The organism is Streptomyces sp. NPDC042364 (genome assembly GCF_056437585.1).
Genome location: NZ_JBWKAJ010000026.1, coordinates 1 through 25,254 on the forward strand (window position 1 = coordinate 1; position 25,254 = coordinate 25,254).

Below are 25,254 nucleotides of genomic sequence, written 5' to 3' on the forward strand. Positions count from 1 at the left end.
CCAGTTCTACCGGGGCTCCGCTCTTCATGTCCGGCCAAACCCTCACCTACAGGCCCCTGGACAACACCGCGAGACCCGTTAACTTCACGGCCTTGCGGCTAGCCCGCCGCGGCTATCGTCCCGGCCGTCCTTGCCGCCTTCTTCAACTCCAGGTCCCGGCGGCGCCTTCGGGCGAGCACCACTCGCCGTTCCGCCGCGGTCAGGCCGCCCCAGACGCCGTACGGCTCCGGTTGCAGGAGTGCGTGTTCCCGGCACTCGACCATGACGGGACAGCGGGCGCAGACACGCTTGGCGGCCTCCTCGCGGGAGAGCCGGGCCGCGGTGGGTTCCTTGGAGGGGGCGAAGAACAGCCCGGCCTCGTCACGCCGGCACACGGCCTCCGTGTGCCACGGGGCGTCCTGATCCCTGTCTCGCACTGGCACCCGCTGGGGCGGAACGGCAGCGACCTGCAGGGACGAATGCGGCGGTTGCAGCACGGTCTACTCCTGACGACGGCTTCGCGAGCGAGAGACGATGCAGCAAGGCCTACCCGCTGTGCGCGGGCCTATGCACTGAGTCCCCAACCGCCGGAATCCGGCGCTCTCACCGGGCTGTCACAAGCGGACCGAACCCCTTCGGGAACGGTCCGGGAGCGATCGGATTCACAGGCGTCAACGGTCAAGATGTTTGCGCAAACTGCCGTCGACCTTGCGGGCGACATGATCGGTCACGCGGCCGAGGAGATCGGCGATCATCCTGCCGCGCCTGGGCCTCGCCTCGACGCTGCCCAGTACGGCGAAGCCGTCCACATAGACCACGGGCGCGTCCGGCTCACCGGAATCCAGGTTGTCCACCTCGAAGGCGCCGAGGACACCGCCTCCGCTGCCGCGCAGGGAGACGTTCTCCGGGACGCGGATCTCCACGCTGCCGAAGAGGGAGACGGCCCTGATCATCACCTGGCGGTGCTCGAAGAGTGCCTCGCTGAGGTCTATCTCGACACTGCCGAAGACGGCGTACGCGTGGATGCGGCGGCCCGCACGCCAGCGGCCCTTGCGGACCGAGGAGCTGAAGACCGCGAGCAGACGCTCGTCCGCGTCGATCGGGATGGAGCCGGGCGTGGGGCGGTTGGGCACGGAGGACGGCGGCGCGTACGCCGACGGCTTGTGCGCGGCGGGCAGGTCCCGGATGAACACGTCCAGTTCGCCGACCGTCTTGGCGGCCAGCACGCCCTCGACCCGCTCGGAGTGCTCCTCGGCGGTGAGGCGCCCCTCGGCGAGGGCGTCACGAAGGATGTCGGTGATGCGGTCACGGTCGGCGTCCGAGGCACGCAACTCGGCGGCGGCGACGCGCGTCCCGGTCTGCTTCTGAAGGTCCACGGCAGCAGCGTACCGACACACGATAGATCGCGATAGACCCCCTGGGAGTGGAACTGAGCCTTACCTCACAGACCCGCCGTCGGCGCCAGGTTCTACGCTGGTGGACGCCGCCGATGGAGGCCGGCCGCCGGTGTGAGCCACAGACCTCGGCGCCCCCGGAGGCGAGCCGCGTCTGAGCGCGTCTGAGAATCAGCCTGTCTAGTGAGGAATGGGCACCGATGCCTGAGTTCGAGTACACCGATCTGCTCCCCATGGGAGAGGACACCACTCCGTACCGGCTGGTGACCTCCGAGGGTGTCTCCACCTTCGAGGCCGACGGGCGCACCTTCCTCAAGGTGGAGCCGGAGGCGCTGCGCAAGCTGGCCGCCGAGGCCATCCACGACATCCAGCACTATCTGCGCCCGGCCCACCTGGCGCAGCTGCGCCGGATCATCGACGACCCCGAGGCGTCGGGCAACGACAAGTTCGTCGCGCTCGACCTGCTGAAGAACGCGAACATCGCGGCGGCGGGCGTCCTGCCCATGTGCCAGGACACCGGCACGGCGATCGTCATGGGCAAGCGCGGCCAGAACGTCCTCACCGAGGGCGGGGACGAGAAGGCGCTCTCCCAGGGCATCTACGACGCGTACACCAAGCTCAACCTGCGCTACTCGCAGATGGCTCCGCTCACCATGTGGGAGGAGAAGAACACCGGCTCCAACCTCCCGGCCCAGATCGAGCTGTACGCGACGGACGGCGGAGCGTACAAGTTCCTGTTCATGGCCAAGGGCGGCGGCTCCGCCAACAAGTCGTTCCTCTACCAGGAGACGAAGGCCGTCCTGAACGAGGCCTCCATGATGAAGTTCCTGGAGGAGAAGATCCGTTCGCTGGGCACGGCCGCCTGCCCGCCGTACCACCTCGCGATCGTCGTGGGCGGTACGTCCGCCGAGTACGCGCTCAAGACCGCCAAGTACGCCTCCGCGCACTACCTGGACGAGATCCCGTCCGAGGGTTCTCCGCTCGGCCACGGCTTCCGGGACAAGGAACTGGAGGAGAAGGTCTTCGAGCTGACGCAGAAGATCGGCATCGGCGCGCAGTTCGGCGGCAAGTACTTCTGCCACGACGTCCGGGTCGTGCGGCTCCCCCGGCACGGCGCGTCCTGCCCGGTCGCGATCGCCGTCTCCTGCTCCGCCGACCGCCAGGCCGTCGCGAAGATCACCGCCGAGGGCGTCTTCCTGGAGCAGCTGGAGACGGACCCGGCGCGGTTCCTGCCGGACACCACCGACGAGCACCTCGACGAGGCCGGCGACGTGGTGCGGATCGACCTCAACCAGCCGATGGACGACATCCTCGCCGAGCTGACCAAGTACCCGGTCAAGACCCGGCTGTCGCTGTCCGGTCCGCTGGTCGTGGCCCGCGACATCGCGCACGCCAAGATCAAGGAGCGGCTGGACGCGGGCGAGGAGATGCCGCAGTACCTGAAGGACCACCCGGTGTACTACGCAGGCCCGGCGAAGACCCCCGAGGGGTACGCCTCCGGTTCCTTCGGTCCGACGACGGCCGGCCGCATGGACTCCTACGTGGAGCAGTTCCAGGCGGCGGGCGGCTCCAAGGTGATGCTGGCCAAGGGCAACCGCTCCCAGCAGGTCACCGACGCCTGCGGCACGCACGGCGGCTTCTACCTGGGTTCCATCGGCGGCCCCGCGGCCCGCCTCGCCCAGGACTGCATCAAGAAGGTCGAGGTCGTCGAGTACGAGGAGCTCGGCATGGAGGCCGTCTGGAAGATCGAGGTCGAGGACTTCCCGGCGTTCATCGTCGTCGACGACAAGGGCAACGACTTCTTCAAGGACCCGGCGCCCGCCCCGACGTTCACCACCATCCCGGTCCGCGGCCCGGGCCTGGCCTAGTCACGGCGCGACCCCGCGCCCCTGAGGGGCGAAGCCCTCCCAGGGGCGCGGGGTACGTGACGGGCCGTCAGTCCAGCTTGGCGATCTGCGCGTCCGCGATCTCGGCCGGGAAGTCGAAGTCCTTGCCCGTGGCGAGGGACCCGATGTTCAGCGCGGTGAAGTACCCCACCGTGCCGCCCTTGCGGATCACGAGGACCTTCATCGGGACCTTGGCGCCCTCGGCCTCGGACACGACGTCCAGGGCGACGGCCTGGTCGGTGCCTTCGGGAGCCTCGGTCTTCGCGACCTTGGTGACCTGCTGGTCCGTGCCGTCGGCGGTGACCTCGAAGCCCTTGGCGCAGGCGTCCACCGACTTGGTCAGTGAGTCCAGCGCGGCCTCGGCGCCGTCGCCCTCGTAGGAGGACAGGCGGATCAGCGTGCGGGTGACGTCGAGGCTCTTGGGGTCCGCGGCGTTCGGCACACTGGCCGTCTCGCGCTGCACGGTGGCGCCGGGCCGGTCGATGACCGAGCCGATCGCCGCGTACGCCAGCGGGGCGCACGCCTCGTCCTCGGTCCTGACGTCCTTCTGCTCGACGGTCACGGTGGGGGCGGTGACCTTGTGGCCCTTGACGTCCCCGTCCTTCAGCACGACCTTCTCCAGGTCCGCGGCGGACAGGGCGGCCGGCTTCTTCTCCCCGGCGGAACCGGAGCCGCCCTTGCCCGGGTCCTTACCGCCCTCGCCGGAGTCCGAGCAGCCGGCCAGGAGGGTCAGCGACAGGACGGCGACGCCGGCCGCGCAGGACCGGCGTATGACAGCGCTTCTCAATGCACGTTCTTTCGTCGGAGTTCGTTCGACCGTCGGGTCGACGCGGCGACGCTACTGCACACCGCCGACAAGGGCCCGTGGAATTCCGCCCTCACTCGTCCGAGGGAAGCCGGGAACATCGTGACGGGCCGGGACGCTGTACCGGTCATGAGTGACTACCGCGTCGAACACGACTCCATGGGCGAGGTCCGGGTCCCCGCGGACGCCAAGTGGCGTGCGCAGACCCAGCGGGCGGTGGAGAACTTCCCGATCTCGGGGCAGCGCATCGAGCGCGCCCACATCGAGGCCCTGGCGCGGATCAAGGGCGCCGCCGCGAAGGTCAACGCCGAGCTGGGGGTGCTCGACGAGGACATCGCGCAGGCCGTCCAGGACGCGGCGGCGGAGGTCGCGGACGGCAGGTGGGACGAGCACTTCCCGGTGGACGTGTTCCAGACCGGCTCCGGGACCTCGTCGAACATGAACACCAACGAGGTCATCGCCACCCTGGCGACCGAGCGGCTCGGCCGGCCCGTCCACCCCAACGACCACGTCAACGCCTCCCAGTCGTCCAACGACGTGTTCCCCTCCTCCCTCCACATCGCCGCCACCGCCGCCGTCACCCACGATCTGATCCCGGCGCTCGAACACCTCGCGACCGCGCTCTCCCGCAAGGCGGAGGAGTTCGCGGACGTCGTGAAGTCCGGCCGTACGCACCTGATGGACGCCACACCGGTCACCCTCGGCCAGGAGTTCGGCGGATACGCGGCCCAGGTCCGGTACGGCGTCGAGCGGCTGCGGGCGTCGCTGCCACGGCTCGCCGAACTGCCCCTGGGCGGTACGGCCGTGGGGACCGGCATCAACACCCCGCCCGGGTTCGCCGCCGCCGTGATCGCCGAGGTCGCACGGGTCACCGGGCTGCCGCTGACCGAGGCGCGGGACCACTTCGAGGCGCAGGGCGCGCGGGACGGCGTCGTCGAGACGTCCGGGCAGCTCCGCACGATCGCCGTGTCCCTCACCAAGATCGCCAACGATCTGCGGTGGATGGCGTCCGGGCCGCGCACCGGGCTCGCGGAGATCTCCCTGCCGGACCTCCAGCCGGGCTCCTCGATCATGCCCGGCAAGGTCAACCCCGTGATCCCGGAGGCCGTCCTCATGGTCGCCGCCCAGGTCACGGGGAACGACACGACGGTCGCCGTCGCGGGCGCCTCCGGCAACTTCGAGCTCAACGTCATGCTGCCGGTCATCGCGAAGAACGTCCTGGAGTCGATCCGCCTGCTGGCGAACGTCTCCCGGCTGCTCGCCGACCGGACCGTGGACGGGATCGTCGCCCACCGGGAGCGGGCCCGGGAGTACGCCGAGTCCTCGCCGTCGGTGGTCACCCCGCTCAACAAGTACATCGGATACGAGGAGGCGGCGAAGGTCGCCAAGAGGTCGCTGGCCGAGCGGAAGACCATCCGGGAGGTCGTGCTGGAGAGCGGGTACGTGGACCGCGGCGATCTGACGGTGGAACAGCTCGACGAGGCGCTGGATGTCCTGCGGATGACACGGCCGTGACCGGACGGCGTGGGGCGGCACGCCCGGATGACACACGGGTAACCGATTCCCGCCCAGGTGTGAACCATCACCGGTACCGCAGCGTCATATGCGCATGACACCTAATATCTGTGCATGGCGGATGGTGGAGCGGTGAGACGAGCGGAAGCGAGCGGCCCGACGGCGTTCTGGGAGCCGGGACGTCACATCCTGTGGCGCTACCGGGAGAACGCGGGCGAGCGCTTCCACATCGCGCGGCCCGTCACCGTGGTCCGTGACGACGAGGAAATGCTGGCCGTGTGGATGGCCCCCGGCACCGAGTGCGTGAAGCCCGTCCTCGCCGACGGCACCCCCCTGCACGCGGAGCCGCTCGCCACCCGCTACAAGAGGCCTCGCGAGGTCCTGCGCGACCGGTGGTTCGGCACGGGTGTGCTGAAGCTGGCCCGGCCGGGAGAGCCGTGGTCGGTGTGGCTGTTCTGGGAGCCGGGTTGGCTTTTCAAGAACTGGTACGTCAACCTGGAGACGCCGCTGTCCCGTTGGGACGGCGGCGTGGACTCCGTGGACCACTTCCTGGACATCTGTGTGTATCCGGACCGGTCCTGGGACTGGCGTGACGAGGACGAGTTCGCCCAGGCTCAGCAGGACGGGCTGATGGACGGTCACGTGGCGGAACGGGTGCGGGAGGCGGGGCGCTCGGCGGTGGAGACGATCCGCGCCTGGGGCCGGCCGTTCTCGGACGGTTGGCAGCACTGGCGCCCGAATCCCGAGTGGGGAGTACCGTCTCTCCCTGACGACTGGGACCGCACGCCCGCGCACTTGTCCTCATGAGACCCTTGATGCGCCCCCGGTCCACAACCGTAGGATCGTCCTCCGCGAGGATTCACAGGGGCAACTCCCGCAGTTCGCGCAGTGCTTGACCATACGTCACCGAGGGGCGGCAGGACGTGATCAAGGGGTACGAGGGCCACACCGGCAGAAACCGGAGAAGGCCAGACGGACGGTCGGCACTGTCGTCCGGCGGGTCCGCCGGTACCGTGTGTGGCACAGGAACTGCCTCTGACCACGCGGGAAATCCGTTCCTGGGGCACGTAATCCGGGTATCGGCCTTTCTGCGGGACGAAGTATCGGGTTTGCTGCGGGACGAACTGCGCGTAGCTCGCGCAGTCCCGGACGGATGGATTCGACACGCGTGACGGAGCACCCCACCTCCCATGAGCGCCCTCAGGGCGGCGCCGGCCCCACGGATGCCCGCGGGGCGGTCCTGCGTACCCAGGAGCCGCTGCGTGCGGCGCCCGCCGCCTTACCCGCACAGGCACGCATGGGTGACGCGCAGGCCCGTACGGGTGACGCGGCCGCCGAGCCGGGCACGGCGACCCAGTGTCCGAAGAGCGGCGACACCCCTGCGGAACATGCCCAGCCGGCGCTCTCCGAGCACTCCCAGCCCGCGGCCACCGAGCCCGACCCGCACCGCCCCCGCCCCGCACCGGAGACCATTCCGGCGCAGCCCGGCGGTGAGGGCGAGCGGTCCTCCGGCCCGGCCGGCGGTCTGGAGCGGCGCAGCGGGCAGGGTGTCCCGCCGGGTGCCCCCATGCCGATGCGGCGGGACGGCGACCGGCTGCGGTTCGTGGGTGCCGCGACCCGGCGGATCGCCCGCGGCCTCGATCTGGACGAGATCGTCATGGGGTTGTGCCGGGCGACGGTGCCGACGTTCTCCGACGCGATCCTCGTGTATCTGCGCGAGCCGCTGCCCGTCGGTGACGAGCGGCCCACCGGGCCCATGCTGCTGCGGCTGCGCCGCACCGACCGGATCCCCGAGGAGCGGGACACCGAGGGCGGCTTCACGCCCCCGCTCCAGCCCGAGCCCGTCGATCTGGCGGTCGTCACCGCCGAGCAGTGCGAGGTACGGCCCGGCGGGGCCCTCGCCGAGGTGCTGCGCGGGGTGCGGCCGGTCTTCGCGGACGCGCCCGCCGCGCACGACGCGCTGCCGGAACTGCTCGGTCCGGACGCCGAACTGACGGTGCCGACGGGACAGCGGGCGATCCTCGCCCCGCTGCGCGGCCGGCGCCGGGTGATCGGTGCGGCCGTGTTCCTGCGCCGCCCGGAGCGGATGGCGTTCGAACAGGACGATCTGCTGGTCGCCGCCCAGCTCGCCACGCACAGCGCGCTCGGCATCGACAAGGCGGTGCTGTACGGGCGTGAGGCGTACATCGCCGACGAGCTGCAGCGCACGATGCTTCCGGAGGCCCTGCCGAAGTGCACCGGCGTCCGGCTCGCGCACCGGTATCTGCCGGCCGCGGAGACGGCACGGGTCGGCGGTGACTGGTACGACGCGATTCCCCTGCCGGGGAGCCGGGTCGCGCTGGTCGTGGGCGACGTCATGGGCCACTCGATGACGTCCGCCGCGATCATGGGCCAGCTGCGGACGACCGCGCAGACGCTGGCCGGGCTGGACCTTCCTCCGCAGGAGGTGCTGCACCACCTCGACGAGCAGGCGCAGCGGCTGGGTACGGACCGGATGGCGACCTGCCTGTACGCCGTCTACGACCCGGTCTCGCACCGCATCACCATCGCCAACGCCGGGCATCCGCCGCCGGTCCTGCTGCATCTGGGCGGGCGTGCCGAGGTGCTGCGGGTGCCGCCGGGGGCGCCGATCGGTGTGGGCGGGGTGGACTTCGAGGCGGTGGAGCTGGACGCGCCGGCCGGGGGCACGCTGCTGCTGTACACCGACGGGCTGGTGGAGTCCCGGCTGAGGGACGTGTGGACCGGGATAGAGCAGCTGCGCGAGAAGCTCGCCGCGACCGCGCAGCTGACCGGGCCGGATCATCCGCCGCCGCTGGAAGCCCTGTGCGACGAGGTGCTCGACATGCTCGGTCCGGGTGACCGGGACGACGACATCGCGCTGCTCGCCGCCCGCTTCGACGGCATCGCGCCCAGTGACGTCGCGTACTGGTTCCTGGAACCGGAGGAGATGGCTCCGGGGCGGGCCCGTCGTCTCGCACGTCATGCGCTGTCCCGCTGGGGGCTGGAGGAACTGACCGACTCGGTCGAGTTGCTGATCAGTGAGGTCGTGACGAACGCGGTGCGGTACGCGACCCGGCCGGTGACCCTGCGGTTGCTGCGGACCGATGTACTGCGGTGCGAGGTGACCGATGACGTGCCGCAGCTGCCGCGGCTGAGGCAGGCGCGGGCGACCGACGAGGGCGGGCGCGGGCTCTATCTCGTCAACCGGTTGGCGAAGCGGTGGGGAGCGACGCGGTTGAGCGCGGGGAAGGTCGTCTGGTTCGAGCTGAACCAGGCGTGAGCGCTCCGCCGGGTCGATCCGGTCACAGCTCGGGGCGTCCGTTGTCTGCGGACTGCGGCTTGCGGGTGGTTGATCGCCCAGTTCCCCGCGCCCCTGAAGTACAGAGGGGGCGCCCGGTTTTCACCGGGCGCCCCCTTCTTGTGTGGCCGGCCGCCTGCCTGTGCCGTCAGCCGCCTGCCTGTGGGTCGTTGGGGTCCGGCGGCAGGTCGATCTCGCCGTCGCTCGGGGTCTCCTCGGGCGTGGTCTCGGGGGTCTCCTCGGGCGTCGTCTCGGGGGTCTCCTCCGGCGTCGTCTCGGGGGTCTCCTCCGGCGTCGTCTCGGGGGTCTCCTCCGGCGTGGTCTCCGGGGACTCCGACGGGGTCGGGCTCTGGCTCGGGGACTCCGTCGGTGCGACCGCGGCGCCCTGGGTGGTCTCCAGGTCGAACTTGGTCTTCTCGCCCATCACGCCGAAGGTGTACGTGGCCCAGATCTGGGCGGGGAACCCACCGCCGTTGACACGTTCGACGCCGGCCGCCCCGTACATCGGGACGTGCTTGCCGTTCTTGCTCATGTCCTCGCCGAAGAGGCCGACGGAGGTCACCAGGTTCGGGGTGTAACCGGTGAACCAGGCGGAGCGGTTCTCGTCGGAGGTACCCGTCTTGCCCGCGACCTGCTGGCCGTTGCGGGCGGGGTTGTCCCGGACCGAGATCTTGGCCGTACCGTCGTCGACCACGCCCGTGAGGACCGAGGTGACCGTGTCGGCCGCCTCGCGGGTGATGACCCGCTCGCCGATCGGGTCGGCGATGTCGACCGGCCCGTTCCGGTGCTTGGCCGAGGCGAGGATGGTCGGGGTGACCTTCTTGCCGTGGTTGTCGAGGGTGGCGTAGATGCCTGCCATCTCCAGCGGGCTCGCGCCCATGGAGCCGAGGGTCTGGGCGGGCACCGCCTGCATGCCCTCGGTGTCCATGCCGAGCTTTCCGGCGACCTCCATGACCTTCTCCATCCCGACGTCGACGCCCATCTGGGCGAAGACGGAGTTGATGGACTTGTTCATGGCGGTCTGCACGGTGACGTCGCCGTAGTTGACGTTGTCCTCGTTGGGCGGGGCGAAGCCGACCTTGGTGCCGTTGTCGAGGACCTGGTGCCTGCTGTCCCCGTCGTAGATGGTGTTCGCGGCGATCGGGTCGCCGTCCTGGGTCTCGGCGGCTCCGTCCACGGCGGCGGCGAGGATCACCGGCTTGAAGGTGGAGGCGGGCTGGTAGTCCCGGCGCGTGGCGTTGTTCTGGTAGTGCTTCACGTAGTCGACGCCGCCGTACATGGCGACGACCTTGCCGGACTTCGGGTCGACGGAGACGGCGCCGGCCTGGATGTGTGCGTCGACCTTGCGCTTCTTGGGGTCGAGCTTGCTGGTGAGCCGTTGCTTGACGGCCTTCTCCAGTGCGGCCTGCTTCTTGGGCTCGATGTTGAGCTTGATGGTCCAGCCGCCCTTGTCGATGAGCGCCACGGCCTGCTCACGGTTGTCCGCCCTGTTGCTGGCCACGAGCTGGCGGGCCAGCTCGCTGTTGGCGGCCTCCACCAGATAGCCCGTCTGACCGGCCATGTCGGGTGTGGCCTGCGGCGGCTTCAGCTTCGGGAACTTCATCGCCTCGCGCTCGGAAGCGTCCAGCTGCTTCATCTCGACCATGTTGTCCAGCACGTAGTTCCAGCGCGCCGTGACCAGCTTCCTTCCGGTCGGGGTGGCGACGGCCAGGTCGTACTGGCTGGGGGCCTGGAGGAGGGCGGCGAGGTACGCGCCCTCGGCGACGGTGAGTTCCTTGGCGTCCTTGCGGTAGTACGCCTGGGCCGCCGCCTGGATGCCGGAGGCGCCGCGGCCGTAGTAGCTGGTGTTGATGTAGCCCGCGAGGATGTAGTCCTTGGACCTCTCGCGCTCCAGCTTCAGGGAGATGACCAGCTCCTTGAGCTTGCGGGTCACCGTCTGGTCCGAGGTCAGGTAGAAGTTCTTGACGTACTGCTGGGTGATCGTCGAGCCGCCCTGCTTGCCCTTGCCGGACAGCGTGTTGATCACACCGCGGGTCATGCCCTTGAAGTCGACGCCCGGGTCGGAGTAGAAGGTCTTGTTCTCGGCGGCGACGAAGGTCATCCGGACCTTCGGGGGGACCTGGTCGAGTCCGACGATCTCGCGAGCGGTCGTGCCCTTGCCCGTACGCGCGAGGAGGTCACCGTTCTTGAACTGGTAGACGTTGCTTTCCTTGGTCGCGTCCGGGTTCCCCTTGGGGATGTCGATCATCATGTAGAGCACGACGAACGCGCCCATGAGGAGCAGGCACAGCCCGAAGAACGTGCCGACGATCTTCTTCCAGGTGAAGAGGCGGCGTATACCGGTCTTCTTCTTTTTCCCGCCGCCCTTGGCCGCGGCCCGGGCGGCGGCCCGTCCGCCGCCGGCGGGCGCGTCTATGACCGCGGTCGCCCCCGCCTCAGCCCCGGACGAGCGCTTGGGCGCCGCGCGGCGACCGCCGCGTTGCCGCGCTCGTCTTTCTTCCGCTCGTCCCATGGCTCCGGTCCGCTCCGCCTCTGCTCGGTCTCATACGTCACTCGGGTCAATGTCAGCTCAGCAAGCTAACACCGAGGACTGTGCCAAAGAGGAGTCGGTAGGGCCGCTTCCGGCGTGACAATGCGCACGCGCCGCGGACGGTCGCATACCTCGTCCCACCGGAACGGACGTTCCAGCAGGGGTGATGGTTGCCCCGACAGGCCCGGGCGTTGCGAGCGGCCGTGGTGACAGAACCGTGACATTCACGTGTGACCTGCGGCGGATCCACCTCTCGTCGCGACCTATACACGGCAGGTATACGTGGTGTGTATACGCGGTGTGTACAGTCGTGTCATGTCCATCGGTCACACACTCCTGGGACTCCTGGAGTCCGGGCCCCGACACGGTTACGACCTGAAGCGGGCCTTCGACGAGAAGTTCGGTCACGACCGGCCGCTGCACTACGGCCAGGTCTACTCGACGATGTCCCGACTGCTGAAGAACGGCCTGGTCGAGGTCGACGGCATCGAGCCCGGCGACGGGCCCGAGCGCAAGCGGTACGCGATCACCGAGGCGGGCATCACCGATGTCCAGCGGTGGCTCGCCACTCCGGAGAAGCCGGAGCCGTATCTGCAGTCGACCCTCTACACGAAGGTCGTGCTCGCCCTGCTCACGCACCGGGACGCGGCGGACATCCTCGACACCCAGCGCTCCGAGCACCTGCGCATGATGCGCATCCTCACCGACCGCAAGCGCAAGGGCGATCTCGCCGACCAGCTGATCTGCGACCACGCCCTGTTCCATCTGGAGGCCGACCTGCGATGGCTGGAGCTGACCGCCGCCCGACTGGGCAAGCTGGCCGAGGTGGTGACCCGATGACCCCGCCGCCCGCCGGCTCCCTGCTCGTCGCGACCGACCTGCGCAAGGCCTACGGTCCGACGACCGCGCTGGACGGCGCCGGGTTCTCCATCCACCCCGGCGAGGTCGTCGCGGTGATGGGGCCCTCCGGCTCCGGCAAGTCGACGCTGCTGCACTGTCTCGCCGGGATCGTGACGCCCGACTCCGGGTCGATCACGTACAACGGCCGCGAGATGGCCACCATGAACGACGCCCAGCGCAGCGCGCTCCGGCGCAGCGAGTTCGGGTTCGTCTTCCAGTTCGGCCAGCTGGTGCCCGAGCTGACCTGCGTGGAGAACGTGGCGCTGCCGCTCCGGCTGAACGGCACCTCCCGCAAGGAGGCCGAGCGGACCGCACTGTCCTGGATGGCGCGGCTGGAGGTCGACGACCTCGCCCGCAAGCGTCCCGGTGAGGTCTCCGGCGGTCAGGGCCAGCGGGTCGCCGTGTCCCGTGCGCTGGTCACCGGCCCGCGGGTGCTGTTCGCGGACGAGCCCACCGGCGCGCTCGACTCGCTCAACGGCGAGCGGGTGATGGAGCTGCTCACGGAGGCGGCCCGGTCCACCAACGCGGCGGTCGTCCTGGTCACGCACGAGGCGCGGGTGGCCGCGTACTCCGACCGCGAGATCGTCGTACGGGACGGGAAGTCGCGGGACATGGAGCGCGTCATATGAAGTCCGCTGTCGTCGGCCAGTGGTACCGGGACCTGGCGATGGGCGTCCGGTTCACCTTCACCGGGGGCCGTGAGGGATGGGTGCGCGCCGTGCTCACCGCGTTCGGGGTGGGCCTCGGGGTGGCGCTGCTCCTGCTCACCGCGGCCGTTCCGAATGTCATGTCCACGCGGGATGCCCGGGAGGAGGCCCGCCAGGACCGGGGGATCGGATACCTCGAGAACAACAGCGAGTCCAAGCCGACCGGCCGGAGCCTGCTCGTCGCCGACACCGACACCGAGTACCGGCACCAGGAGATCCGGGGACGGCTCCTCGAACCCGAGGGCGCCGACGCGCCACTGCCGCCGGGGGTGGCGGAGTTCCCCGCTCCGGGCGAGATGGTCGTCTCCCCCGCCCTCTCCGAGCTGCTGGGGTCCGACGCCGGGAAACTGCTGCACGACCGGCTGCCGTACAAGACGGTGGGCACCATCGGCAGGACTGGGCTCATCGGTTCGGGCGACCTCGCCTACTACGCCGGCGCCGAAGGGCTCGCCGAGCGGATCGACGGCTCGGTGGTGGCCCGGATCGACCGGTTCGGCACGTCCACGGCCGACCAGCCCGAGGAGGAGGTCGACCCGGTCCTGCTGCTGCTCATCCTGGTCGTCTTCGTGGTGCTGCTGATGCCGGTCGCCGTCTTCATCGCCACGGCCGTACGGTTCGGCGGCGAGCGGCGCGACCGCAGGCTCGCGGCGCTCCGGCTGGTCGGCTCCGACAGCCGCATGACCCGGCGGATCGCGGCGGGCGAGGCTCTCGCGGGCTCCGTCCTGGGTCTGCTCTTCGGCACCGGGTTCTTCCTGCTCGGCAGGGAGGTGGCCGGTTCGGTCGAGGTGTTCGACGTCAGCGTGTTCCCCAGCGACCTCAACCCCTCCCCCGGTCTCGCCCTGCTGGTCGCGCTCGCGGTGCCGGCCGCCGCCGTGCTCGTCACGCTGTTCGCGCTGCGCGGGGTCGTCATCGAACCCCTCGGTGTGGTCCGCACGGCCAAACCGGCCCGCCGCAGGCTCTGGTGGCGGCTGCTGCTGCCGCTCGCCGGTCTCGCCCTGCTCTACCCGATGCTCGGCCAGGGGTCGGAGAACGGGGGGTTCAACGAGTACCTGGTCATCGGCGGTGTCGTCCTGCTGCTCTTCGGCATCACCGCGTTGCTCCCCTGGGTGGTCGAGGCGTTCGTCGCCCGGCTGGGCTCCGGTGCGGTCTCCTGGCAACTGGCGGTACGCCGGCTCCAGCTGAGCAGCGGCTCGGCGGCCCGCATGGTGAACGGCATCGCGGTGGCGGTGGCCGGCGCGATCGCCCTGCAGATGCTGTTCTCCGGGGTCGAGGGCCGCTTCACGGAATCGACCGGCAAGGACACCACACGCGCCCAGATGGAGCTGACCCTCCCGCAGGACCTCCCGGTGCGCGAGGCCGGCGAGAAGCTGAAGCGGGCCAGGGGCGCGGCGGCCGCCGCGGCGCTGTCCACCGCGACGGTCTCCCGCGTGGCCAAGGACCCCGAGGTATCGACGGAGGTGACCGTCGGCGACTGCGCCGCGCTGCGCGAACTCGCGAGGATCCCCTCGTGCCGCGACGGCGACGTCTTCGTGCTGCCCGACCCGGCCGACCCGACCGTGACGAGCCTGGCCACCGCCGGCCGCACCCTGTACTTCGACCCGTCCTACAGCGGTGACGACCCGGGCGCCGAGATCGCCTGGAAGCTCCCGGCCGGGATGAAGCGGGTGTCCGCGCGTGCCGACTCGCTGCGTACCGGGACGTCGGGCCTGATGGCGACCCCGGGCGCCCTGCCCGCGAAGACCGAGACCCTGTTCTACAGCACCGTGTACGTACGGACGGACCCCGCGGTCCCGGACGCCCTCGACGAGGTGCGCAACGCGGCCGTGGCGATCGATCCGCTCATCCGGACCTGGGAGTGGGAGTCGACCAGGCGGCTGGACCAGTTCGAGGACATCCGCACCGGTCTGCTGGTCGGCGCGACCGCCGTGCTCGTCCTGATCGGCGCGAGCCTCCTCGTCTCCCAGCTGGAGCAGCTCCGGGAACGCAGGAAGCTGCTGTCCGCGCTGGTCGCGTTCGGCACCCGGCGCCGCACGCTCGGCCTGTCCGTGCTGTGGCAGACGGCGATCCCGATCACCCTGGGCCTCGTCCTCGCCATGACGGTCGGCCTGGCCCTGGGCGCCGTCCTGCTGAGGATGACGGACGTCGGCGTGGGGGTGGACTGGGTGAGCGTGCTGTCGATGACCGGCATCGGCGCCGGTGTCGTCGTCCTGGTCACGGCCCTGAGCATGCCGCCGCTGCTGCGGCTGATGCGGCCGGAGGGGCTCCGCACGGAGTAGTCCGGCTCGCCGGGCAGGCGGGCACGGCGCTGGGAGCGTCCGGCAGGCGCCCGTCCGCCAGGCGCCGTCCGCGGGAGGCGTTACAGCACCCGGACCGGCAGGGGCCGCAGCGCTTCCCTGAGCGCTGCGGCCAGTTCCTCGTACTCGGCGCCCCGCGCCGCTCCCGTCCGCATGGCCAGGGCGACACGGCGGCTCGGCGCCGGATGCGCGAAGCGCCCGGTCAGCAGCTGGGGATTCCGGCTCGTCTCCACCGTCACGGCCGTTCGCGGCAGCAGCGTCACCCCGAGACCGCCGGCGACCAGCTGGACGAGGGTGGAGAGACCGGCCGCGGTCGTGGTGACCGGGACGTCCTCACGGCCGGCCTCGCGGCAGATGTCCAGGGCCTGGTCACGCAGACAGTGCCCCTCGTCGAGCAGCAACAGGCGCAACGCGCGCAGCGCCTCGCGCGGGATGCCCTCCTGGCCGCCCAGTTCATGGCCGAGCGGGGTGACGAGGACGAAGTCCTCGTCGAACAGCGGCAGTTCGGTGACCCCGGGCACGCCCAGCGGCACCGCGAGGAGCAGCAGGTCGAGACGGCCGGTGGTGAGGCCGTCCAGCAGGTTCGCGGTCTGCTCCTCGTGGACCTGGAGGTCGAGGTCCGGGTAGCGCTCGTGGACGAGGTTGAGGACCGTCGGCAGCAGATACGGCGCCACCGTGGGGATCACCCCCAGCCGCAGCGCTCCCGTGAAGGGCGCCCGTACCGCCTCGGCCTCCTCCATCAGCGCCGCGACCTCCGCCAGCACCGCCCGCGCCCGTACGGCCAGGCGCTCACCGGCGGGTGAGAGGAGCACCTTGCGGGTCGTACGCTCCACCAGCGTCACGCCCAGGGTCTCCTCCAGCGCGGAGACGGCACCGGAGAGGGCCGGCTGGCTCATCCCTATCGCCGTCGCGGCGTCACGGAAGTGCAGATGCTCGGCGACGGCCGCGAAGGCCCGCAGCTGGGAGAGGCTGGGGCGGCGACGGACGGCGCCGTTTCCGGAAGGCCGCACCTATGACCCCGCCTTTCACTCACGGTCACTGATAACCGTCTTCGATCAACCCGACCGAGTGTAGCTATTTCATTGATCAATGCACCCTGTGCCACCATCGAGATCGTCCAACCCGTCGGAAAGCCCTGGTCCAAGGGGTGTTTTCGCGTTGCAAGGAGAGCCTGTGCTCACTGTCGGTGACAAGTTCCCCGAGTTCGATCTGATGGCCTGCGTCTCGCTGGAGAAGGGCGAGGAGTTCCAGCGGATCAACCACAAGACCTACGAGGGTCAGTGGAAGATCGTGTTCGCCTGGCCCAAGGACTTCACCTTCGTGTGTCCCACCGAGATCGCCGCGTTCGGCAAGCTGAACGACGAGTTCGCCGACCGCGACGCCCAGGTCCTCGGCTTCTCCGGCGACTCCGAGTTCGTCCACCACGCCTGGCGCAAGGACCACGACGACCTGCGCGACCTGCCGTTCCCGATGATGGCCGACTCCCGGCACGAGCTGATGCGGGACCTCGGCATCGAGGACGAGGAGGGCTTCGCCAAGCGCGCGGTCTTCATCGTGGACCCGAACAACGAGATCCAGTTCGCCATGGTGACCGCGGGGTCCGTGGGGCGTAACCCCAAGGAGGTCCTGCGGGTCCTGGACGCCCTGCAGACCGACGAGCTCTGCCCCTGCAACTGGACCAAGGGCGACGAGACACTGGACCCCGTCAAGCTGCTGGCCGGGGAGTGAGGCCGCCATGTCCCTCGACGCCCTGAAGTCCGCGATACCGGACTACGCCAAGGACCTCCGCCTCAACCTGGGGTCCGTCATCGGCAACTCCGAGCTGCCCGCGCAGCAGCTGTGGGGCACCGTGCTCGCCACGGCGATCGCCTCGCGGTCGGCCGTGGTGCTGCGGGAGCTCGCGCCCGAGGCCAAGGCGAACCTGTCGCCGGAGGCCTACACGGCGGCGAAGTCCGCGGCGGCGGTCATGGCGATGAACAACGTCTTCTACCGCACGCGGCATCTGCTCTCCGACCACGAGTACGGCAATCTGCGGGCCGGGCTGCGGATGAACGTGCTCGGGAACCCCGGGGTCGACAAGGTCGACTTCGAGCTGTGGTCGTTCGCGGTGTCCGCGATCAACGGGTGCGGGTTGTGTCTCGACTCGCACGAGCAGGTCCTGCGGAAGGCCGGGGTCGACCGGGAGACCGTGCAGGAGGCGTTCAAGATCGCGTCGGTGATCCAGGCGGTGGGGGTCACGCTGGAGGCGGAGTCGATTCTCTGCGATTAGGCCGTCGGCCGCCTTGTGGGTGAGGGGTGCGGGTGGTGTCGGCGGCTGCGGGTGCGTGGGGGTTGTTCGCGCAGTTCCCCGCGCCCCTGAAGGTGGCCCGCGGCCCCTTCAGGGGCGCAGGCCACCCGAGGCGCCGGGGCGCGGGCCCACTGAAAAAACGCTCGCATCCCGGGCGCCCCCCTCGGCAGAATCCCTGCCCATGACCGGTCTCCCCTCCCCCACCTCCCCCGCGTTCGAAGATCTCGTCGCCGAAGGCGATGCCGTGCCCACCGAGGGGTGGGACTTCTCGTGGTTCGAGGGGCGGGCCACCGAGGCACGTCCCTCGTGGGGATACGCGCGGGGGATGGCCGAGCGGCTGGGGCGGGCGTCGGCCGCGCTGGACATCCAGACCGGGGGCGGAGAGGTGCTGGATTCCGCCCCTCGGCTGCCCCGGCTGACCGTCGCCACGGAGGGCTGGCCGCCGAACGTCGCCAAGGCCACCGCCCGGCTGCACCCGCGGGGTGCGGTGGTCGTCGCCAGCCCGGAGGACGCGCCACTGCCCTTCGCGGACGAGGCCTTCGACCTGGTCACCAGCCGCCACCCGGTCCAGGCGCACTGGTCGGAGATCACCCGGGTGCTCAGGCCCGGCGGCACGTACTTCGCCCAGCACGTGGGACCCGGCAGCGTCTTCGAGCTGGTCGAGCACTTCACCGGCCCTCTGCCGGACGAGGTCCGCAACGGCCGGCACCCCGACCGGGAACGCGCCGACGCCGAGGCCGCCGGGCTGGAGATCGTGGACCTGCGGGCCGAGCGGCTGCGGATGGAGTTCTACGACATCGCCGCCGTGGTGCACTTCCTGAAGAAGGTCGTGTGGATGGTGCCCGGCTTCACGGTCGACGCGTATCTGCCCCAGCTGCGCTCCCTCCACGAGCGGATCGTGAGCGAGGGGTGTTTCGTCGCCCACAGCGCCCGCCATCTCTTCGAGGCCCGCAAGCCGACGGGCGGGTGACCGGTCAGGCGTGCGCGGCGTCGGCCCGCGGTCTTCCCTTTCGCCAACTCCGGTTGCCGCCATGGGCACTTCCGGGCTCCTCCGGCTGAGCTGTTCGGGTGAAGGGGTGCCCACCCGTCGCCCTGCGGCGACACCTCGCGACCGCCCCCGGTTTCCACATCGTTATCGCCCGCGACTTGGCTTGGACGGCCCCTCTCGCGTAGGTTCAGACCAAGGTAATTCGCGTGAGCAAAGCTGCGCGGGCGGCACCGCGCAGTGGAGGGGGCTGCGCGGTGCCGTGAACCGGTGGTCGCGTCAAGCGGGCGTTCCGGCGCCGCTTCACCCACATGAGGGCGCCCTGCCGCCGCTCCCCGAGAGTCGCACAAGAATGCGCGAACCCCATGGTTTCGCCGGGATTCCCCTTCTTTCCCTTGGAATCCGTCGCGATCAGGCCATGATCCCCACGCGATCGCACCCTGAATGAGCCCTTCCGCGCTCACCCTCACGCTGTCATCCGACTCCGCAGAGTAGTTGTGGCACGCCGATGCACGCAGCATCACTCACAAAGGGTTATGGTGGAAACCCCCCCTCGGGCCGGTCCGTCTCCCCCCCACGGACCGGCCCGTTTTTCTGCCCCTCCGCGCAGGCTCTCCGCGGACCGGGCGACAGGCCCCTGAAGGGCCCCCACCCCCAACACCCCTTGGGGGATCCGACCTCCAGCACCGGTAGGCTCTGCCAACCAAGGGGACTGCCGCGACACCGGAGGGGCTTTCACGTGAACCTGCGCGACAAACTGCGCGGCCTGCTGGTCAAGGTCTACGCACGCAGGGTCGAGGGGCACCTCGACCACGCCCAGGTGCCCAAGCACATCGGCGTCATCATGGACGGCAACCGGCGCTGGGCGAAGGCCGCGGGCTCGACCACCGCACAGGGGCACCGGGCCGGCGCCGACAAGATCGAGGAGTTCCTCGGCTGGTGCACCGAGACGGACGTCGAGGTCGTCACCCTCTGGCTGTTCTCCACCGACAACTTCGGCCGCCCCCAGGAGGAGCTGGTCCCGCTCTTCGGCATCATCGAGGACGTCGTGCGCTCCCTCGCCGCCGACGGCCGCTGGCGGGTGCACCACGTGGGCACGCTCGACCAGCTCCCCGGGCAGCTCCAGAGCGCCCTGAAGGAGTCCGAGGAGGCCACCGCGCACGTCGACGGGATACTGGTCAACGTCGCCATCGGGTACGGCGGCCGCCAGGAGATCGCCGACGCCGTACGGTCCATGCTCCTCGACGCCCAGGACAAGGGCACCTCGTTGGAGGAACTCGCCGAGAGCGTCGACGTCGACATGATCGGGCGTCATCTGTACACCGGGGACCAACCCGACCCGGATCTGGTGATCCGTACGAGCGGCGAGCAGCGGTTGTCCGGATTCATGCTCTGGCAGACGGCGCACTCCGAGTACTACTTCTGCGACGTCTTCTGGCCGGCCTTCCGGAAGGTCGACTTCCTGCGCGCCCTGCGTGACTACGCGGTGCGACACCGGCGCTACGGAGGCTGAGCCTCCGCCTTTCCCCCGCATGGCGGATGAGGCTTCTGCCGCCCCTTGCCGGGCGGAGGTAACGAGGAGTTCACCGGGGCGCCGTCGTACGGCGTGGCATGGCGGCGCGTGTTCGAGGGCATAAGCCAGTCAGGTCGACACCCGAACCACGGGTGTCGGATCTCAGCGGACGGCTCGGGGCCGTCCGCCCGGGAGGCCCTTTGCACCAGCCCGATCGTGCGGTCACAGCACGGACGAAGCAGCGGAGGGCCGGTCACCGGCCCGTGCAACGGCGCCGTCGACCGGCCCAGTTCAGACCCGTCGCTCCCCGACCTCATCCGAGGGGGTACGTCCTTCCGTGGTGACCAGCACAAAGCGCCACAAGCCAGACCGGCGCACCTACGTCCTCGACACCAGCGTCCTGCTGGCCGACCCGAACGCTTTGAGCCGCTTCGACGAGCACGAGGTCGTGCTTCCGATCGTCGTGGTGACGGAGCTGGAGGCGAAGAGGCACCATCCCGAACTCGGCTACTTCGCCCGGCAGGCCCTGCGCCTGCTCGACGAGTTCCGGGTACGGCACGGCCGCCTCGACGCCCCCATCCCGATCGGGGACCTCGGCGGGACCGTACGCGTCGAGCTCAACCACTCGGACCCCAGCGTCCTGCCGACCGGCTACCGCCTGGGGGACAACGACTCCCGCATCCTGGCGGTCGCCCGCAACCTGCAGGCCGAGGGCTACGACGTGACCGTCGTGTCGAAGGACCTGCCCCTCAGGATCAAGGCGTCCTCCGTGGGCCTCCTCGCCGAGGAGTACCGCGCGGAACTCGCCATCACGGACGCCTCCGGCTGGACCGGGATGTCCGAGGTGACCCTGCCGGGCGAACAGGTGGACATCCTCTTCGAGGAAGGGACGGTCTACGCCCCCGAGGTCAGCGGCCTCCCGGTCCACACGGGTCTGACGATCCAGTCGGAGCGCGGCAAGGCGCTGGGCCGGGTGACGCCGGACGGCAACATCCGGCTCGTCCGCGGCGACCGTGAGGCCTTCGGCATCCACGGCCGCAGCGCCGAGCAGCGCATCGCGCTGGATCTGCTGCTCGACCCGGACGTCGGGATCGTGTCGATGGGCGGCCGGGCCGGCACCGGCAAGTCCGCGCTCGCGCTCTGCGCGGGTCTGGAGGCCGTGCTCGAACGGCGCCAGCACCAGAAGGTGATGGTCTTCCGTCCGCTGTACGCGGTGGGCGGGCAGGAGCTCGGCTATCTGCCGGGCAACGAGGCCGAGAAGATGAGCCCCTGGGCTCAGGCGGTCTTCGACACGCTCTCCGCGGTCACCTCCCGCGAGGTCATCGAGGAGGTCACCGCACGCGGCATGCTGGAGGTGCTCCCCCTCACGCACATCCGCGGCCGTTCGCTCCACGACGCGTTCGTCATCGTGGACGAGGCCCAGTCACTGGAGCGGAACGTCCTGCTGACCGTTCTGTCCCGGATCGGTGCGAATTCACGGGTGGTTCTGACCCATGACGTGGCCCAGCGCGACAATCTGCGCGTCGGTCGCTACGACGGTGTCGTCGCCGTGGTGGAGAAGCTGAAGGGCCATCCGCTCTTCGCCCACGTCACGCTGACGCGGTCCGAGCGTTCCCAGATCGCGGCCCTGGTGACCGAAATGCTGGAGGACGGACAGATTTAACGGTTCTGCCGGTTCCGGGCGATCTGACCACTTTCGGTCAACTCCGGTCACCGGTGAACCCCTTGGCGCCGTCCGGCAAAGGCGATGAGCCTAGCCGGGCGGCGCCTCGGCGTGTGGGCGTTTCCTGGAATCCCTAGGGCCAAACGAGGTGTGAGCTTTCACACGCACCCGTGAATTGCCTTGCGGTGCCGGGTTACGGCAGAGTCTCACTTCTGTCAGGCCCCGCATACGACACAGCCGTACCCCCAGCGGTACGGAACCACAGCAGCACCACGGTCAACTCCATAGCGTCGTCGTATGCCGCCCGAGCACCACGCGGCGCTCCCGCAAGGGAGTTGCCCACCGGGCCCGCGCCTCCGTGACCCCGCAGTTGGGAGGCCAGCGCCAGGGGCACGATTGCGTCCGCCAGGGTCACCGAGGCGGGCGATGCTGGAAGGAAACCGTGTGAGCCGGATTTCGGTCCGGGGATTCGCAGTGGCCTCGGCCACCGCGGTCACCGCAGTCGGAAGTGTCGTCGGAGTTGCCTCGGGCAGCACCGCCCAGACCACGGACGACGCCGAGGCGGTCGCGAACGACACCACGTTGCTCGCCGACATACCTGTCGGTCAGCAGGCGCAGGTCCAGACCGCATCCCTGACTGCACAGGCCGACGCCCAGGCCATCGCCGCCGACGCGACCGCCCGCAAGGACGCCGAGGAGACCGCCCGTAAGAAGGCGGCCGAGGACGCGATCGCGAGGCAGAAGCAGGCGGAGAAGGCCGAGCAGGAGCGCAAGGCCAAGGAAGAGGCCGAGACCAAGGCCCAGGCCGCCAGTTCGCTCAGCGACGCCCCGACGCAGAGTTCCTACTCCATCGCGGAGATCCAGGCGATGGCGAAGGCGGTCGTGGCGAGCGACCAGTGGACCTGCTTCAGCAACATCGTGAACCACGAGTCCAGCTGGAACTACAAGGCCGTCAACCCGTCCTCGGGTGCCTACGGTCTCTTCCAGGCGCTCCCCGGTTCCAAGATGTCGTCCGCCGGCTCCGACTGGCAGACCAACCCGGCCACGCAGATCAAGTGGGGCCTCAACTACATGGAATCGCGCTACGGCAGCCCCTGCGAGGCGTGGTCCTTCTGGCAGGCCAACCACTGGTACTAGGCCCGCCGCACCACCGATGCCCCGCCGCAGCGCTGTCGGCGGGGTGTCGCACGCTCAACCTCCGGAAGCCCTCCACCGTCCTTTGGTGGGGGGCTTCCGCCATGTACGGTCGAAGCCCCCGAGAGTAATCGAGGCATCCGGGGGGAGTGGTGAACAGCAGGGGCGACGGGGGAAGAGGACGGATGATGTCGCGGGTGCCAGGGTGGCTCGGCCGGATCGGCTCCGGCCTGAGCGGTTGGGGCGAGCGGTTGGAGCGCCGCCGCGCGGAGATGGAGTCCGAGTCCGCTGATTCCTCCGGTTCCGCCGGTTCCGCCGATCGGGCCGGGTCCTCGGCCGAAGGGACGGGGCGGCGGACGGGAGCTGCCGGGTCGGCGGCGGGGTCCGGGACCCCGTCGACCGGGTCGGCGGCCGAAGGTGACGGCCCGAAGACCCTCGCATCCGGCTCCGCGGGCTCCCCCGGCGGCGGCCCGGCCGAGGCGCCCACCGTCGTCCTCCGCCCCCGCCCCGACCCCGCGTCCGCGGTGCCCTGGGGGATGCGGGTCGCGGCCGAGGCCGGCTGGCGGCTGCTCGTCCTCGCGGGCACCGTCTGGGTCCTGATGCGGATCATCAGCTCCGTACAGCTGCTGGTGCTGTCCTTCACGGGCGCGTTGCTCATCACCGCGGTGCTCCAGCCGACGGCGGCCAGACTGACCCGGCTCGGCGTACCGCGCGGCCTCGCCACGGCCCTGACCGCCGCCCTCGGCTTCGTCATCATGGGGCTCATCGGCTGGTTCGTCACCTGGCAGGTCATGGAGAACATCGACGACCTCTCCGACCAGATCCAGGACGGCATCGACGAGTTGCGGCGCTGGCTGCTCGCCAGCCCGTTCCATGTCACCGAGAACCAGATCAACGACATCGCGCAGAACCTCCGCGACGCCATCAGCGACAACACGGACACGATCACCTCGGCCGGGCTGGAGGGCGTGACCGTCATCGTCGAGGCGCTCACCGGCATCCTCCTGACGATCTTCTCCACACTCTTCCTGCTCTACGACGGCAGGCGGATCTGGCAGTGGTCCCTGAAGCTGGTCCCGGCGGCGGCCCGCCCCGGAGTCTCCGCGGCCGGGCCCCGCGCCTGGCGGACGCTGACGGCGTACGTACGCGGCACGGTGATAGTCGCCATGATCGACGCCATCTTCATCGGCCTCGGCATCTACTTCCTCGATGTGCCGATGGCCGTCCCGCTCGCCGTGTTCATCTTCCTGTTCGCCTTCATCCCCCTGGTCGGCGCGGTCGTCTCGGGCGCCCTGGCCGTGGTCGTGGCGCTGGTGACGCAGGGCGTGTTCACCGCCGTCATGACCCTCGTCGTGGTCCTCGCGGTCCAGCAGATCGAGGGCCACATCCTCCAGCCGTTCATCCTCGGACGTGCCGTACGCGTCCATCCGCTGGCCGTCGTCCTGTCGGTCGCCGCGGGCGGGATGGTCGCGGGGATCGGCGGCGCGGTGGTGGCGGTGCCGCTGGTCGCCGTCACGAACACGGTCGTTGGGTCGTTGCGGGCGTACTCGCAGGGCAGGGCGTACGGGGACGAGGGGACGCCTGCCCGCGAAGGGGAGCGGTCGCCGGGTGAGGGGGCGCGGGCCGGGGGCGGTGCGCGGCCCGGGGGCGGTGCGCGGGCCGGGGACGGGCCTCCGTCCGGTGAGGGACCCGGGTCCGGCGGAGGCGCGGGTTAGTTCCTGCCGTGGCGGAGCAGGACGACTCCGTTGCCGAAGGCGCGGGTCTCGATGAGGCGGAGGTCGGTCTTCGGCCGTTCCTCGGCCTGGGAGAACAGCGGCCGGCCCCGGCCGAGGATGACCGGGTGGACATAGAGCCAGTACTCGTCGATCAGGTCGTGCCGCATGAACTCCGCGGCGAGGGTGGCGCCGCCGAGGGCCAGGTCGCCGCCCTCCTGCGCCTTCAGCGCCATGATGTCCTCCACGACGACGTCCCGCACGATCGTCGTGTGCCACTCCGCGCGGTGCAGCGTCCGTGAGAACACGAGCTTCGGCTTGCTCCGCCAGATACGGGCGAAGTCCGCGACGGGCGCGGGCGCGTCGGGGTCCCGGTCGGCCGTGGGCCAGTAGTCGGCCATCAGCTCGTAGGAGACCCGGCCGTCCAGGAAGGCGCCCATGTCCCTGAGGACATCGTTGAAGTGCGTGTGCAGCTCGTCGTCGACAAGGTGCCAGTCCAGTTCGCGGTTGGGGCCCTCCATGTAGCCGTCGAGGGACACGGACATCATCAGAACGATCTTTCGCATGTGCTGGCTCCCGCGGGTTCTCGGTGTCGATGGCCGAAGCGGCCGTGGCCGATGGTCGACGGCCGCTGCCTGCCGGCCGGCGGTTG

At 70.1% G+C, this 25,254-nt stretch carries 20 protein-coding genes; 14 read left to right on the top strand and 6 right to left on the bottom strand.

All coding sequences use genetic code 11. The features are described from left to right. Positions 1–98: 98 nt before the first annotated feature. Together AC067N_RS34095 and AC067N_RS34100 are read right to left on the bottom strand one after the other, a co-directional pair. The gene (locus tag AC067N_RS34095; RefSeq protein WP_478682803.1) at positions 99–476 is read right to left on the bottom strand and encodes a WhiB family transcriptional regulator; all 378 of its coding nucleotides are present in this window, start codon (positions 474–476) and stop codon (positions 99–101) included. 174 nt (positions 477–650) lie between these two features. Beyond that, complete coding sequence (locus AC067N_RS34100; protein WP_478682804.1) at positions 651–1,355, bottom strand: DUF1707 SHOCT-like domain-containing protein; 705 nt, start codon at positions 1,353–1,355, stop codon at positions 651–653. Positions 1,356–1,573: 218 nt separating this feature from the next. On the opposite strand from AC067N_RS34100, the gene AC067N_RS34105 reads away from it, so the two are divergent. Continuing rightward, positions 1,574–3,241 (top strand): fumarate hydratase, encoded by a 1,668-nt coding sequence (locus AC067N_RS34105; protein WP_478682805.1) that lies wholly within the window; start codon positions 1,574–1,576, stop codon positions 3,239–3,241. A 67-nt stretch (positions 3,242–3,308) separates the two neighbouring features. On the opposite strand, the gene AC067N_RS34110 is transcribed toward AC067N_RS34105, so the two are convergent. Further along, positions 3,309–4,046, bottom strand: coding sequence for a hypothetical protein (locus AC067N_RS34110; protein WP_478682806.1), 738 nt, complete (start codon positions 4,044–4,046; stop codon positions 3,309–3,311). A 147-nt stretch (positions 4,047–4,193) separates the two neighbouring features. Between AC067N_RS34110 and AC067N_RS34115 the strand changes: the two genes are divergently transcribed. From AC067N_RS34115 to AC067N_RS34125, 3 genes are all read left to right on the top strand, one after another. Then, positions 4,194–5,579: a class II fumarate hydratase gene (locus AC067N_RS34115; RefSeq protein WP_478682807.1), complete on the top strand. Its 1,386-nt coding sequence runs from the start codon at positions 4,194–4,196 to the stop codon at positions 5,577–5,579. 114 nt (positions 5,580–5,693) lie between these two features. Next, on the top strand, positions 5,694–6,386 hold the full coding sequence (fomD, locus tag AC067N_RS34120; RefSeq protein ID WP_478682808.1) for a cytidylyl-2-hydroxypropylphosphonate hydrolase: 693 nt from the start codon (positions 5,694–5,696) through the stop codon (positions 6,384–6,386). A 346-nt stretch (positions 6,387–6,732) separates the two neighbouring features. Then, a complete protein-coding gene (locus AC067N_RS34125; RefSeq protein ID WP_478682809.1) occupies positions 6,733–8,859 on the top strand; it encodes a SpoIIE family protein phosphatase in 2,127 nt (708 codons plus the stop codon). A gap of 166 nt (positions 8,860–9,025) precedes the next feature. Here AC067N_RS34125 and AC067N_RS34130 read toward each other — a convergent pair whose 3' ends face one another. Then, positions 9,026–11,389, bottom strand: a complete 2,364-nt coding sequence (locus tag AC067N_RS34130) for a transglycosylase domain-containing protein (protein WP_478682810.1) — start codon at positions 11,387–11,389, stop codon at positions 9,026–9,028. 333 nt (positions 11,390–11,722) lie between these two features. Between AC067N_RS34130 and AC067N_RS34135 the strand changes: the two genes are divergently transcribed. From AC067N_RS34135 to AC067N_RS34145, 3 genes are read left to right on the top strand one after another with little or no spacing between them, the layout of a single operon-like run. Continuing rightward, positions 11,723–12,247: a PadR family transcriptional regulator gene (locus AC067N_RS34135; RefSeq protein ID WP_478682811.1), complete on the top strand. Its 525-nt coding sequence runs from the start codon at positions 11,723–11,725 to the stop codon at positions 12,245–12,247. Then, a complete protein-coding gene (locus tag AC067N_RS34140; RefSeq protein ID WP_478682812.1) occupies positions 12,244–12,936 on the top strand; it encodes an ABC transporter ATP-binding protein in 693 nt (230 codons plus the stop codon). Before AC067N_RS34135 ends, AC067N_RS34140 begins: the two co-directional genes overlap by 4 nt. After that, complete coding sequence (locus tag AC067N_RS34145; protein ID WP_478682813.1) at positions 12,933–15,290, top strand: ABC transporter permease; 2,358 nt, start codon at positions 12,933–12,935, stop codon at positions 15,288–15,290. The genes AC067N_RS34140 and AC067N_RS34145 overlap by 4 nt, the downstream gene beginning before the upstream one ends. An 80-nt stretch (positions 15,291–15,370) precedes the next feature. Here the strand turns inward: AC067N_RS34145 and AC067N_RS34150 are convergent, their stop codons facing one another. Next, positions 15,371–16,318, bottom strand: coding sequence for a LysR substrate-binding domain-containing protein (locus AC067N_RS34150; RefSeq protein WP_478682814.1), 948 nt, complete (start codon positions 16,316–16,318; stop codon positions 15,371–15,373). A 163-nt stretch (positions 16,319–16,481) separates the two neighbouring features. On the opposite strand from AC067N_RS34150, the gene AC067N_RS34155 reads away from it, so the two are divergent. The 7 genes from AC067N_RS34155 to AC067N_RS34185 all read left to right on the top strand — a co-directional run bounded on the left by AC067N_RS34155 (position 16,482) and on the right by AC067N_RS34185 (position 24,605). After that, a complete protein-coding gene (locus AC067N_RS34155) occupies positions 16,482–17,036 on the top strand; it encodes a peroxiredoxin (RefSeq protein WP_478682815.1) in 555 nt (184 codons plus the stop codon). Positions 17,037–17,043: 7 nt separating this feature from the next. Beyond that, the gene (locus AC067N_RS34160; RefSeq protein ID WP_478682816.1) at positions 17,044–17,577 is read left to right on the top strand and encodes an alkyl hydroperoxide reductase; all 534 of its coding nucleotides are present in this window, start codon (positions 17,044–17,046) and stop codon (positions 17,575–17,577) included. A gap of 199 nt (positions 17,578–17,776) precedes the next feature. Then, on the top strand, positions 17,777–18,565 hold the full coding sequence (locus AC067N_RS34165; protein ID WP_478682817.1) for a class I SAM-dependent methyltransferase: 789 nt from the start codon (positions 17,777–17,779) through the stop codon (positions 18,563–18,565). A 754-nt stretch (positions 18,566–19,319) separates the two neighbouring features. Next, on the top strand, positions 19,320–20,093 hold the full coding sequence (locus tag AC067N_RS34170; protein WP_478682818.1) for an isoprenyl transferase: 774 nt from the start codon (positions 19,320–19,322) through the stop codon (positions 20,091–20,093). A gap of 337 nt (positions 20,094–20,430) precedes the next feature. Further along, positions 20,431–21,756, top strand: a complete 1,326-nt coding sequence (locus AC067N_RS34175; RefSeq protein ID WP_478682819.1) for a PhoH family protein — start codon at positions 20,431–20,433, stop codon at positions 21,754–21,756. Positions 21,757–22,182: 426 nt separating this feature from the next. After that, entirely contained in the window at positions 22,183–22,893 is a 711-nt protein-coding gene (locus AC067N_RS34180; protein WP_478682820.1) for a cell envelope integrity TolA family protein, read from the top strand. A gap of 185 nt (positions 22,894–23,078) precedes the next feature. Next, positions 23,079–24,605, top strand: coding sequence for an AI-2E family transporter (locus AC067N_RS34185; RefSeq protein ID WP_478682896.1), 1,527 nt, complete (start codon positions 23,079–23,081; stop codon positions 24,603–24,605). Here the strand turns inward: AC067N_RS34185 and AC067N_RS34190 are convergent. After that, complete coding sequence (locus AC067N_RS34190; RefSeq protein WP_478682821.1) at positions 24,602–25,168, bottom strand: dihydrofolate reductase family protein; 567 nt, start codon at positions 25,166–25,168, stop codon at positions 24,602–24,604. The genes AC067N_RS34185 and AC067N_RS34190 overlap by 4 nt on opposite strands. Positions 25,169–25,254: the final 86 nt, after the last annotated feature.

What these genes read in the sequence shown, in the direction of transcription:
- AC067N_RS34105 (WP_478682805.1), top strand. Translation starts at nt 1,574, where the DNA reads ATGCCTGAGTTCGAGTACACCGATCTGCTCCCCATGGGAGAGGACACC.
- AC067N_RS34115 (WP_478682807.1), top strand. Translation starts at nt 4,194, where the DNA reads ATGAGTGACTACCGCGTCGAACACGACTCCATGGGCGAGGTCCGGGTC.
- fomD (WP_478682808.1), top strand. Translation starts at nt 5,694, where the DNA reads ATGGCGGATGGTGGAGCGGTGAGACGAGCGGAAGCGAGCGGCCCGACG.
- AC067N_RS34125 (WP_478682809.1), top strand. Translation starts at nt 6,733, where the DNA reads ATGGATTCGACACGCGTGACGGAGCACCCCACCTCCCATGAGCGCCCT.
- AC067N_RS34130 (WP_478682810.1), bottom strand. Translation starts at nt 11,389, where the DNA reads ATGGGACGAGCGGAAGAAAGACGAGCGCGGCAACGCGGCGGTCGCCGC.
- AC067N_RS34135 (WP_478682811.1), top strand. Translation starts at nt 11,723, where the DNA reads ATGTCCATCGGTCACACACTCCTGGGACTCCTGGAGTCCGGGCCCCGA.
- AC067N_RS34140 (WP_478682812.1), top strand. Translation starts at nt 12,244, where the DNA reads ATGACCCCGCCGCCCGCCGGCTCCCTGCTCGTCGCGACCGACCTGCGC.
- AC067N_RS34145 (WP_478682813.1), top strand. Translation starts at nt 12,933, where the DNA reads ATGAAGTCCGCTGTCGTCGGCCAGTGGTACCGGGACCTGGCGATGGGC.
- AC067N_RS34160 (WP_478682816.1), top strand. Translation starts at nt 17,044, where the DNA reads ATGTCCCTCGACGCCCTGAAGTCCGCGATACCGGACTACGCCAAGGAC.
- AC067N_RS34165 (WP_478682817.1), top strand. Translation starts at nt 17,777, where the DNA reads ATGACCGGTCTCCCCTCCCCCACCTCCCCCGCGTTCGAAGATCTCGTC.
- AC067N_RS34180 (WP_478682820.1), top strand. Translation starts at nt 22,183, where the DNA reads ATGCTGGAAGGAAACCGTGTGAGCCGGATTTCGGTCCGGGGATTCGCA.
- AC067N_RS34185 (WP_478682896.1), top strand. Translation starts at nt 23,079, where the DNA reads ATGTCGCGGGTGCCAGGGTGGCTCGGCCGGATCGGCTCCGGCCTGAGC.
- AC067N_RS34190 (WP_478682821.1), bottom strand. Translation starts at nt 25,168, where the DNA reads ATGCGAAAGATCGTTCTGATGATGTCCGTGTCCCTCGACGGCTACATG.